Origin of the sequence: Rhodococcus sp. NPDC060176, from assembly GCF_042728675.1 — a bacterium.
In the GTDB taxonomy this organism is placed as follows: Bacteria; Actinomycetota; Actinomycetes; order Mycobacteriales; family Mycobacteriaceae; genus Rhodococcus_F.
Genome location: NZ_JBHWYS010000007.1, coordinates 162,893 through 174,600 on the forward strand (window position 1 = coordinate 162,893; position 11,708 = coordinate 174,600).

At 64.1% G+C, this 11,708-nt stretch carries 12 protein-coding genes; all 12 read right to left on the reverse strand.

Going from position 1 to position 11,708, the window contains the following annotated elements:
- Nucleotides 1–22: 22 nt before the first annotated feature.
- Nucleotides 23–850: a DivIVA domain-containing protein gene (locus ACFWEM_RS26745; RefSeq protein WP_378538810.1), complete on the reverse strand. Its 828-nt coding sequence runs from the start codon at nt 848–850 to the stop codon at nt 23–25.
- Between the two features lie 126 nt (nt 851–976).
- Nucleotides 977–1,255: a YggT family protein gene (locus tag ACFWEM_RS26750; RefSeq protein WP_003941780.1), complete on the reverse strand. Its 279-nt coding sequence runs from the start codon at nt 1,253–1,255 to the stop codon at nt 977–979.
- A gap of 4 nt (nt 1,256–1,259) precedes the next feature.
- Nucleotides 1,260–1,406: a hypothetical protein gene (locus ACFWEM_RS26755; RefSeq protein ID WP_378538811.1), complete on the reverse strand. Its 147-nt coding sequence runs from the start codon at nt 1,404–1,406 to the stop codon at nt 1,260–1,262.
- 38 nt (nt 1,407–1,444) lie between these two features.
- Nucleotides 1,445–2,095: a cell division protein SepF gene (locus ACFWEM_RS26760; RefSeq protein ID WP_003941752.1), complete on the reverse strand. Its 651-nt coding sequence runs from the start codon at nt 2,093–2,095 to the stop codon at nt 1,445–1,447.
- A gap of 85 nt (nt 2,096–2,180) precedes the next feature.
- A complete protein-coding gene (locus ACFWEM_RS26765) occupies nt 2,181–2,930 on the reverse strand; it encodes a YggS family pyridoxal phosphate-dependent enzyme (protein WP_378538812.1) in 750 nt (249 codons plus the stop codon).
- A 7-nt stretch (nt 2,931–2,937) separates the two neighbouring features.
- Entirely contained in the window at nt 2,938–3,705 is a 768-nt protein-coding gene (pgeF, locus tag ACFWEM_RS26770; RefSeq protein WP_378448031.1) for a peptidoglycan editing factor PgeF, read from the reverse strand.
- Nucleotides 3,706–3,812: 107 nt separating this feature from the next.
- A complete protein-coding gene (gene ftsZ, locus ACFWEM_RS26775; protein WP_230813510.1) occupies nt 3,813–5,000 on the reverse strand; it encodes a cell division protein FtsZ in 1,188 nt (395 codons plus the stop codon).
- Nucleotides 5,001–5,233: 233 nt separating this feature from the next.
- Complete coding sequence (locus ACFWEM_RS26780) at nt 5,234–5,872, reverse strand: cell division protein FtsQ/DivIB (protein WP_378538904.1); 639 nt, start codon at nt 5,870–5,872, stop codon at nt 5,234–5,236.
- Between the two features lie 164 nt (nt 5,873–6,036).
- The gene (gene murC / locus ACFWEM_RS26785; RefSeq protein ID WP_378538813.1) at nt 6,037–7,545 is read right to left on the reverse strand and encodes a UDP-N-acetylmuramate--L-alanine ligase; all 1,509 of its coding nucleotides are present in this window, start codon (nt 7,543–7,545) and stop codon (nt 6,037–6,039) included.
- On the reverse strand, nt 7,542–8,711 hold the full coding sequence (gene murG / locus ACFWEM_RS26790; protein ID WP_378538814.1) for an undecaprenyldiphospho-muramoylpentapeptide beta-N-acetylglucosaminyltransferase: 1,170 nt from the start codon (nt 8,709–8,711) through the stop codon (nt 7,542–7,544). The genes murC and murG overlap by 4 nt, the downstream gene beginning before the upstream one ends.
- Nucleotides 8,708–10,186: a putative lipid II flippase FtsW gene (gene ftsW, locus ACFWEM_RS26795; protein ID WP_378538815.1), complete on the reverse strand. Its 1,479-nt coding sequence runs from the start codon at nt 10,184–10,186 to the stop codon at nt 8,708–8,710. The genes murG and ftsW overlap by 4 nt, the downstream gene beginning before the upstream one ends.
- Complete coding sequence (murD, locus tag ACFWEM_RS26800) at nt 10,183–11,706, reverse strand: UDP-N-acetylmuramoyl-L-alanine--D-glutamate ligase (RefSeq protein WP_378538816.1); 1,524 nt, start codon at nt 11,704–11,706, stop codon at nt 10,183–10,185. Before murD ends, ftsW begins: the two co-directional genes overlap by 4 nt.
- Nucleotides 11,707–11,708 lie beyond the last annotated feature (2 nt).

An 11,708-nucleotide genomic window follows, 5' to 3' on the forward strand; every position in this document is an offset into this window, starting at 1 on the left:
TGAGCCGACGGGGCGCTCTCGGTCAGCTGTTTCCCTTGGCGAAGGACGGACTGTAGGAATCCTGTCCACCGTCGACCGGAACGGCCGAGCCACGCTGTTCGAGCTCTTCGAGCTGCGATTCCAGGTAGGACTTCAGGCGCACCCGGTACTCACGTTCGAACGTCTTGAGCTGCTCGATACGGCCTTCGAGGACCGAACGCTGCTGGTTGATGGTCGCCATGATTTCGGTGTGCTTCTTCTCGGCGTCCGCCTTGAGAGCGTCTGCCTTCTCCTGAGCCTGGCGAAGCTGGGTCTCGGAGCGAGTCTGAGCGTCGGTGAGCATTGCCTCCGACTTGTTGCGCGCATCCGCGATCATGCCGTCGGCCTTGCTGCGAGCCTCGCTCATGAGCTGCTCGGAGTTGGTGCGAGCACTGCCGAGCAGCTGCTCGGACTCGGTCTTGGCATCGTTGGTGAGGCGATCCGCCATCTCCTGAGCCAGTCCGAGGACCTTTGCGGCCTGCATGTGGGTGTCGCCACTCTGCGGCGCTGCAACGGCAGCGGCGGCGGGAACCGGAGCTGCAACGGGTGCAGGCTTGGGCGGTTCGACGACCCGAGCGGGCTCAGGCTTGGGCTGCGCTGCGACGGGTGCTGCCTGCTGAGCAGGTGCCGGCGACTTCTTGGCAGACGCGAGCTCCTGATCCAGCTCACCCACGCGCTGGCGCAGGTCCGCATTCTCTTCGATGAGCTGCGACAGCGCCTGTTCGACGAGGTCGAGGAATGCGTCGACCTCGTCCTCGTTGTAGCCACGCTTGCCGATAGGCGGCTTGCTGAACGCAACGTTGTGCACGTCAGCTGGAGTCAGTTGCGGCATGGAAGGATCCCTTCACGCGTCATTTGGCGGTCTAGCAAGCATTCAGTTGCAACACAGTCTACGTAGTGGCGAACCACCGTATGAGTTATGGGTTCCATTCTGGCACACCACACACTCGGACTGCGCTCAGCGAACAACCGACATCAGGATGATGACGATGAAAAGCAAGACCATGATGGATAGATCCAAGCGAACTCCACCGAGGTTGATCGGGGGGATCAATCTGCGGAGCAGTTTCACCGGAGGATCGGTGATCGTAAAAATGGTTTCGAGAATGACTGCGACCAATCCGGTCGGTCGCCAATCTCTGGCAAACGAACGAACGAACTCGACGATCACTCTGCCGATCAGCAACAGCCAGAAGACAACCAGCACCAGATAGATCACAGAGAGAAGCGCGTCCACACCCTCACTCTGCCTGACTTCTGCGTTGTGTCCAAAACAGACACACCGCAGCAATTCCGGAACCGGTCCGCATCGAGTCCGTCTTGTAACGGCCGGCGATGGGTCCGAATGCGGCGCCCGCCGAGACGGGCCGCCGTTCGAATGTGCTCACGTCACCCCTGCTCAGGGGCCGGACTGCGGTCGAGACCATCATTTCTGGCTGTAGAAACCCGTCTCGGCGATCCGACGACGTTCCTCAGCGGAAACGTCGATGTCAGCCGGTGAGAGAAGAAACACTTTGGTGGCTACCTTGTCGAAAGAACCACGCAATGCGAACGCCAAGCCGGCCGCGAAATCGACCAGACGCTTCGCGTCGGCGTTGCTCATGTCGACCAGATCCATGATGACGGGCGTGCCGTCGCGGAAACGCTCACCGATGGTGCGGGCCTCTGCGTAGCTCTGCGGACGCAGTGTCGTGATCTTGGCGAGCGGGCCGCCGTCGTCGACAACCGGCGCACGTCGCGCTTCGGGTCGCTCGGCGCGCGCGTCGACCGCAAGGTTGCCGCGGCTGGCCGGACGCGGCGCCATCGCCGGGCGGCTACTGCGACTTGGAACGGTGTCGACGCGGGGCCGGGAATCGTAACGATCGAACTCCGCGTCCTCTTCGTCACGACGACTGGGCGCGTAGCTCGCCTTCGAGAAGGCAGGTTCGACGAACTCGCGGTCGTCGCGCTCGGCATAGCCGTCGTGACTACGACGGGGTGCGCGGCGAGCCTGATCGGGCTCCTCCACGTATTCGTCCTCGTAGTCATCGAGGGGAACCATGCCGAAGTAAGCCTTGAACTTATGCAGGTTGCTCATTGATCGACCTTCCTTGGCGCGGCGGAATCAATCCGACTGCGACCGGTCGCAGCGGTGTGGACGGGTTGGGCGATCACCTGAGCGATCACCTCGAGATTACTGGTCGTGAGCCGAGCAGTGCGGTTCCGACACGCACGCACGTGGAACCGTGGCGCACTGCAGCCTCCAGATCGCCGGTCATACCGGCGGAGAGTTCGGTTGCCCGTGGATGCGATTCGAGAATCAAAAGATGTGCCCTGCGGAGGATTTCGAACTGCTCGTCCGGATTTGATCCAAGTGGCGGGACGGCCATCAGTCCCGCGAATTCGAGACCTTCGGCTGATTCGATCCGCTCGGCAAGAGGGGTTAACTCCCCCGTCGGAACTCCGCCACGCGCAGGGTCTCCGTCGAGACTTACCTGGATGAGCACCCGCAGCGGCGCCTTGCGCTCGCCGTCGGCCAAAGCGCCGAGCGCCGCCCGATCGAGTGCATCAGCCAACCGCGCACTGTCGACCGAGTGAATTGCGTAGGCCCACTTCGCTACCGACCGAGCTTTGTTGCGCTGCAACTGCCCGATCATGTGCCAGCGAACCGGATCGTCGATCGCACCGTTGCGAGCAGCGCCGTCGAAACCCGCGACCTTCTCCACTGCTTCCTGCTCACGAGACTCACCGAATTCACGGCAGCCAAGTTCGTACAGGATCCGGGCGTCGGACGCCGGAAAGAACTTGGTAACTGGCAGCAGTGCGACGTCGGAAACTTCGCGACCGGCGGCAAGGCACGCGGCGGCCAGTCGCGCCCTCACCGAGTCGAGTGCCGTCGATATTTCTGTCAGCCGCATTTCCGTCTGTCGCATTTTCTGCCTAGACGGTTTCCTGCGCTGCGGGCGCTTCCATCCAGATCACTGCAGCTTGACGTCCGGTCAGTGATTCTCGGCGATGACTGAACAGCGCGCGGTCCTCGATCGTGCATCGCGGGTCCTCGGCGACACCGGACACACCCGCGGCGAGCAACTGCTTACGCAGTCCCGCACGCAGATCGAGTCCCGGTGTGCCCTTCTCGGTGCGAGTTGCGCTGCCCGGCAAGTGCTTTTCCACGTCGGCACGCATCGCGGCGGGAACCTCGTACTGGCGTCCGCTCGCCGCCGGACCGAGGAAGGCGCCGATACGCGAGACGTCCGCGCCCTGTCGCACCATCTCCGCGAGGACGCGCGGGACGATACCGATGCGGGCACCGATCCGTCCGGCATGAACAGCCGCGATGACACCGGCCTCCTCGTCGGAAAGAAGTACAGGAACACAGTCTGCGCTGAGAGTGGCGAGCGCCAGGCCGGGAACGGTGGTGACGAGAGCATCCGTCACCGGAACGACCTCGTCGGTCGGTTCCGTCACTACGGTGACATTGCGCGAATGGATTTGTTCCATCCACACGAGATGGTCAGGCTCGACGCCTATTTCGCGTGCCAGACGACGGCGATTCGCATCGACGGCTGCCGGATCGTCTCCGACGTGATCGCCGAGATTGAACGACTCGTACGGCGACGCGGAAACACCACCGGCTCGGCTGGTCACGACGCGGCGAATGCGGGTGCGGGTGGTCGACTTCTCGGTACTCAAGATAAGTGTGCTCACAAACGTCGAAAGTGTCGTCCGGCTCAGACGTGACCGGACATCCAGTCAAGAACAGGGTACCCAGAAATTCCGGGCACCCTGTTCTCGAAACTGTTTGTAGCCCTACGTCAGCGACGCATGAAGACGGGCACGTCGACGTCGTCGTCGCCCTCGTCTTCCTGGACCGGCGCATGGCGTGGGCCACCGATCGGAGGCAAGCTGCCCGAACCGATGGTCTCGCGCGCTGCGGAAATCGGCTGCTCGCCAGCAGGTTCGGCGGCAACCGGTGACCGGCCGACCTCACCTGCACGCCCCGCGCCGATCGCTCCACGTCCCTGCGCGGTCGACTCCACGGGACGACGAGCCGGAGCTCCACCGTCGAATCCCGCAGCGATGACCGTCACACGAACCTCGTCACCGAGCGAATCGTCGATGACCGTTCCGAAGATGATGTTGGCGTCGATGTGGGCAGCTTCCTGCACCAGCGACGCCGCCTCGTTGATCTCGAAGAGGCCGAGATCGCTGCCACCGGCGATCGAGAGCAGAACGCCGCGGGCGCCTTCCATCGATGCTTCGAGGAGAGGCGAATTGATCGCGGATTCCGCCGCCTTGATCGCGCGCCCCTCACCACGGGAGGAACCGATGCCCATCAATGCACTGCCGGCACCGGACATGACACCCTTGACGTCCGCGAAGTCGACGTTGATCAGACCCGGGGTGGTGATGAGGTCGGTGATGCCCTGGACGCCGTTGAGGAGAACCTCGTCGGCGCTGCGGAACGCGTCCATCAGGCTGACTGCGGCATCACCCAACTGAAGCAGGCGATCGTTGGGAATGACGATCAGCGTGTCGCAGGACTCGCGGAGCGCCTGAATTCCGGTATCCGCCTGTCCCCCACGACGCTTGCCCTCGAAGGAGAACGGCCGTGTCACGACACCGACGGTGAGTGCGCCCAGCTTCCGGGCGATGCTTGCCACGACAGGGGCACCACCGGTTCCGGTGCCACCACCCTCGCCTGCGGTCACGAACACCATGTCGGCGCCCTTGATGACCTCTTCGATCTCGTCCTTGTGATCCTCGGCTGCCTTGCGACCCACTTCGGGATCAGCACCGGCGCCGAGGCCACGGGTCAATTCACGACCGACGTCGAGCTTGACGTCGGCGTCACTCATCAGAAGGGCTTGCGCGTCCGTGTTGACCGCGATGAACTCGACTCCCTTGAGTCCTTGTTCGATCATGCGGTTGACTGCGTTCACGCCGCCGCCGCCGATGCCGACGACCTTGATTACGGCGAGGTAGTTGTGCGGGGGCGTCATCGGCTCTCGCCTTCCGTGTCGTGTTTCACGCTGCTTGTCAGAGCTGCTGTCTTTTTACTGCTGGGGCTTTGTTACTGTTCGAGATAAACCCTAAACCTCAACCACAGGGTTAGAGTTATGTCAAGTATTCGATCTGAAACGAAACGCTATGCACCGTCGTCGCGTTCCGCCATTAGGCGCGCCGAGACACACCGAAGTATTTGCCACGCACTGACGCACGAGCGCACCGTGCGCTATCGCACCGTCGGAAGATCGGGACTGGACACGTCGTACGTCTGCCCCGGCTGGGTCAACAGCGGAAGCGTCACGGCAGCCTTACGATCCGAGTGCTCGACACCGCCCCAGTTTACGACGCGACCGTCGAGCAGGGTCAGCGAGACACTCGAAATCGACCGAGCGGCAACCTCTCCCACCTGAAACCTCAGATCCGGCGGCAACACCGACAACACCTCGAGTGCGGCGAGCGTCGGCTCGTCGTTCCACCCGGGTGTCGGCGTCACCAGACGCGGAACCCCAGGCGGTGGGACGCCCATCTCGAAGTCGACGCCCTTCTCGTCCAGCAGGTGTGCGCCCTCGGGTGAGTCGACGAAGACGACCGGTACCCGTTCGGTGACCGTGACGCGGATGGTCGACGGATACATCCGCTGCACCCGGGCCGAGGCCACCTTCGGAATCGTCGCGACACGTGCGGCAGCTGCGCCGGTATCGACCCGCATCAACGGCTGACCGGTCGGTACGGCCAGGAGTGAAAGGATCTGTTCCTCACTGACGGTCGTCGCACCGAGAACTTCGGTGCCCCGGACCGAGAGCACCGGAGACAACCAGGCCGTCAGCGCAATTCCCACCACCAGCACGATTGCCAGCGGTGCCATGATCAGCGGTCGCTTGAACCACTTACGAGTCGGTGTGGGTTCGGGAGCCGGCTCCGTCGACCGCGTCGAGTATCGCGATTCGGTGCGAGTACTGCGCCGACGCGTACTGGTGGCTTGTCTGGCTCGAGGATCTCGACGCCCGCGCCGACTTCGTGCGTCGGGTGTCATCGCGGCGCGGGATGCGGCGCCGAACGCAAAGCATCGAGGATCTGTTTGCCGAGCATGGTCACATCACCGGCACCCATCGTGATGACGATGTCGCCGGGGTGAGCCAACGCCGCGACCTGCTTCGGCGCCTGGGACAGATCAGGTTGATAGTGAACAGGTTTGGTGACCGATTGAGCGACCAGCGCACCGCTGACGCCCGGCATCGGCTCTTCGCGAGCGCCGTACACGTCGAGAACAACTACCTCGTCGGCCAAGTCCAGTGCCTGCGCGAACTCCTCGGCGAACGCGGCTGTGCGCGAATAGAGGTGAGGTTGGAATACCACGATTACACGCCCGGCTGCCGAATTGGTCGACGACGAATCGTCTTCCGGTCGAACCAGATCCGCGGCCGCGCCGAGGACCGCGCGAACTTCGGTCGGATGGTGGGCGTAGTCGTCGAACACCCGGACACCACGCTCGCGACCGGTGAACTGGAACCGGCGGTGGACACCACCGAATCCTGCGAGCCCTTCGACGATTTCCTCCGTCTCGGCGCCGGCGTCACGGGCGGCCAGCAGAGCGGCCAGCGCGTTGAGCGCCATGTGCCGACCCGGCACTGCCATCCGCACGGTTCGCGCAGCGCTCTCCCCCGCCAGGTGGAACTGCAGGACTCCGCCGACGTCGTGTGCGTGGAAGCCCAGCAGTCGGACTCCGACCTCGACACCGTCGACAGGCTCGAAGGCAGTGCCCGCCTCCACTTCCTGCGTATCCGCGGACCCGTAACCGAGTACCCGGATGTCCGAACGACCCGAGGCCACGATTCGCTTCGCGAGATCCGCCGATCCTGGATCGTCGAGGCAGACAATCAGGAGCCCGCCCGGGCGTAGCTTGTCGACAAAATCGTCGAACACCTGCACATACGCTTCGACGCTGCCGAAGTAGTCGAGGTGATCGGCCTCGATGTTGGTCACGACGATGACGTTGGGGTCGTACTGCAGGAGCGACCCGTCACTTTCGTCCGCCTCGGCGACAAAGACGTCACCGCTGCCGTGATGGGCATTCGTTCCCGCTTCGTTGAGCTCTCCGCCAACGGCAAACGAGGGGTCGAAACCACAGTGCTGCAGGGCGACCACGAGCATCGAGGTCGTCGACGTCTTGCCGTGTGTACCCGAAACCAGGAAGGTGCGATTGCCCTGCATCAGTGATGCAAGGACGGCCGGCCGAAGGATCACCGGGATTCCGCGGCGAGCGGCCTCGACGAGTTCCGGGTTGTCCTTCGGGATGGCCGCGTGAGTCGTGACGACGACGGTCGGTCCGCCTGGTAGCAGGTCGAGAGCATCGGCGTCATGACCGATCCGGACCTGCGCCCCGCGTGCACGAAGCGCCAGGACTCCACGGCTCTCCTTCGCGTCCGAACCCGAGACGAGGCCTCCGCGGGAAAGCAGGATTCGCGCGATGCCGGACATGCCGGCACCGCCGATTCCGACCATGTGTACTCGCTCGAGGTGGGCGGGCAGCGCGGTCATCGGTTTCCCCTTGCGTTTTCCTGGACGGCGTTTTCCTTTGCCGCGATGTCGAGCACGATCCGTGCGATCTCGGTTGCCGCCGTACGGTGTCCGACGTTGGCAGCGCCACTGCTCATCTTTTCGAGGCGCGCGCTGTCACTGAGCATCGGGACGACGGTACCGGCGACAAACGTCGGCGTGAGGTCGGTGTCGGAGACGATGATCGCGCCGCCTGCTGCGACAACGGGTTTCGCGTTGAGCTCCTGCTCACCGTTGCCGTGCGGCAGCGGAACGTAAACGGCCGGAAGCCCGACCGCCGAGACCTCGGCGACCGTCATCGCACCAGAACGACAGATGGTCGCGTCGGCTGCCGCATACGCGAGATCCATCCGCGAAAGATAAGGAACAGCCACGTACGGTGCCGTCTCCGAGTACTGCGTGACCTCGAGGGAGTTCTTGGGTCCGTGTGCGTGCAACACCGAGATTCCCGCTTTCGCGAGTTCCTGGGCAGCGCCGGAGACCGCGTCGTTGAGCGACTTCGCGCCCTGCGATCCGCCGAAGACGAGTAGAACGGGACCGTCCTGCGGCAGTCCGAAGTACTCGCGCGCTTGCGAACGAAGTCCCGCTCGATCGAAATTGGCGATCGACGCCCGGACCGGAATGCCGACGATCTCGGCGTCCTGATCGCCGCGGTTCTTCACACCCGACCCCGGAACGGCGGCAAGCACGCGCGTCGCCAGGCGAGCACCGATCTTGTTCGCGATTCCGGCACTGGCGTTTGCTTCGTGGATGACGATCGGAATCTTGCGTCGGCGCCGAAGAACACCACCACGGGCGGCAAGGTACGCCGGAAGCGCGACGTAGCCACCGAAGCCGACGATCACGTCGGCGTCGACGGAATCGAGTACCTCGCGGGTCTTGCGCACCGACGCGAGGATGCGTGTCGGAAGTTTGACGAGATCCATCGTGGGCTTACGAGGAAGCGGAACCGGCGGAATGAGCTCGAGTGTGTAGCCGCGGGCAGGCACCAAGGTGGTTTCGAGACCACGCGCAGTCCCGAGTGCCGTGATCCTGGTGTCGGGCGCAGCGGCCTTGACCGCGTCCGCGACCGCAAGAGCGGGTTCGATGTGACCAGCCGTGCCTCCCCCTGCCACCACTACCGACAGAGCCGATTTGTTGCCGCTCACCTACGAATTCCTCGCTCTCGAACTTCTCGTGGATCTTGTGCCCTACGTGTCGGCGCCTGCCGACGCTGACCATTCTGCCCTCCCGCGGTGCGCTTCCGTGACCTAGCGGCCGCACCTCGGGTGGAATCCGCGGAAGCACGAGCGCCTTGATCTGCCCGCTTGCGTCGATCGCCCGTCTCGATCGCGCGCCGGCCGTCGCGTCCGCGTGCCGGTTCGATCTGCCGTGCGGGCTTCGGTCGACGGATCGGCCGGCCCCCTGAAGGCGGGTGGTACAGCACGGGCTTCGGCAGTCTGAGCAACTTCGAGATCTTGCCGTCCTGCCCGGAGTTCAGAGCAGCAACTGCTTCGGGCTCGTGGCGCGCTGCATTGGCGATGACACCGAACATGAACAACGTGATCGCCAAGGACGAACCGCCGGCGGAGACCAAGGGCAACTGGAGTCCGGTCACCGGCAGCAGTCCGATGACGTAACCGATGTTGATCATTGCCTGGCCGACGATCCAGGTAGTTGCGGTGGCGGACAGGAGCCGCCAGAACGGATCGATGCTGCGGGCTGCGATGCGCAATCCCGTGTAGACGAATACGGCGAACAACCCGATCACGACCGCACAGCCGACAAATCCCAGCTCTTCGCCGATGATCGCGAAGATGAAGTCGTTGTGAGCGTTCGGCAGGTAGTTCCATTTGGCGACGCTCTGCCCGAGTCCGCGTCCGAGCAAGCCTCCGTCGGCGAGGGAATACAGAGCCTGCTTGGCCTGGTAGTTGTTGCCCTGCAGGTCATCGCTCTTGTTGAAGAAGGCCTGAACTCGATCGGAACGATAACCGGCCGTCATGGCCAGCACGCCTGCCACGACAACGCCCGTCACCGCGATCGAGCCGAAGAGCTTCAGTGGCAGCCCACCGAACCACAGCAAGGCCCCGACGATGATTCCCAATGCGATGGTCGTACTGAGGTTCGGCTGCGCGACGACCAGCGCGAAGACCAGCATCGCGGCGGGTACGAGCGGAATCAGGATCGACTTCACGGATCGGTCGTCCGCTCGCCTCGAGGCCAACAGATGGGCGCCCCAGATCGCCAACGCGACCTTCATGATTTCCGAGGGCTGCACCGAGAATCCGCCGACGTTGAACCAGCGACGCGCGCCCTGCGCTTCGGTGCCGATTCCCGGAATCAGGACGAGTACCAGCATGATCAGCACGACGACGAACAGCGGAAACGAATACTGCCGGAGCACTCTCGCCGGAATCCGCAGCGCGACGTAGAAGAGCACCGCCCCGAGAATCGCGAAGATCAACTGCTGGGTGAACAACGAATATGCCGAGCCGCCGGACACGTACTGCTCGACGCTCGACGCCGACAGAACCATCACGAGCCCCAAGACAGTCAACATCGTGGCAATCGTCACCACCAGGTGGAACGACGCCAACGGCCGCGCCAACCAGGCACCGATTCGGGTCTTGGGACCCTTGGTCATCGCAGGTTCCCGGCTTCGCCAGGCGAATCTGTATACGGATCGGGCAGCGCGGCTACTGCGGCGGCGAAGCTGTCACCGCGATGCCCGTAACTGACAAACATGTCCAAAGAGGCGGCGGCCGGCGCGAGTACGACGGCGTCACCTGGGGATGCCAATTCGGCAGCTTCGACGACCACTGCGGCCATGACGGCATCCGCGTCGGCACCCGACGGCAGCCGGATGGTGAGAGTCGAGTTGCTGCTGTTTTCGCTCACCAATGCATCGTCCCCCGACATCACGTGCACCACGGGAACATCGGGCGCGTGTCGCGCGAGCGCGTCCTCGATCACACCAGCGTCACGGCCGAGAAGGACAGCGCCGGAGAGTCTCGGGCCGACTTCGCTCACCAACTGGTCGACGCTTGCTCCCTTGAGTAGACCGCCTGCAACCCAGACGACGCGATCGTGCGCGAGTATCGACGGTCTGGCCGCGTGCGGATTGGTGGCCTTGGAATCGTCGATGTACACAACGGACCCCACACGACCGACCAGCGCCCCGCGGTGTGGGCCGACCTTGTGTGCGGCCAGACCGCGCTCGACGACGCCTGCGTCGAATCCGAGTGCCCGTGCCAAGGCGGCGGCGGCCAGCGCGTCCATGACGCCGGCGGGGCCGGCCGGATCTATGGACGCCGCTTCGGCCAAGCGGACGTGATCGCCGAACGCATTGTCGACGAGGTATCCCCCGTCGACACCGAGTTCTCCTTCGCCCGGTTCACCCAATCTGAACCCGGTGACTTTGTCTGCAGTGGCGCGAGTTCCCAGCTCGGACGCGATTGCGTCATCGAGGCCGACCACCGCGACCTTTCCACTCAATGCCCGCGACTTGGCCTCGGCGTACGCACTCATTCCGCCGTGCCAGTCGAGGTGATCCTCGGCGACGTTGAGGACCACGCCGGCATCCGGACGCACCGAAGGCGCCCAGTGCAGTTGGAACGAGGACAGTTCGACAGCGAGGTACTCCACGCGCGGCGACGTCTCGGCGAGCGCGTCGAGAATCGGCAGCCCGATGTTCCCGCAGGCGCGGCCGACAACTCCGGCGGCGTCGAGAATCGAGGCCAGCATCGACGTCGTCGTGGTCTTTCCGTTGGTCCCCGTCACGACGAGCCACTTGCGCGGCGAGCCGAAGTGCCCGCTGTGGTCGACGCGCCAGGAGAACTCGACGTCTCCCCAAATGGGAATCCCGTGACCGGCGGCGGCTGCCAGGATCGGTGCATCCGGACGAAAGCCGGGACTGGTGACAACGAGCCCGTAGTCGGTGATCGAATCCGGGGCATCCTCGATCGAGGTGGTGGTCACCATGTCCGCGCCGAGTTCGGCGCAGCGCTCCGCGAAGTCCAGAGTCGAATCGGCAACCGTCACGACGGCGCCGAGTGCGACAAGAGGCTCGATGGTGGCTTGACCGGACACCCGCCCACCGGCGACCAGCACTCGCGTACCGCGGAGCCAGGACAGATCGTTCTCGGAATCCGCTGAGCTGGTCATGG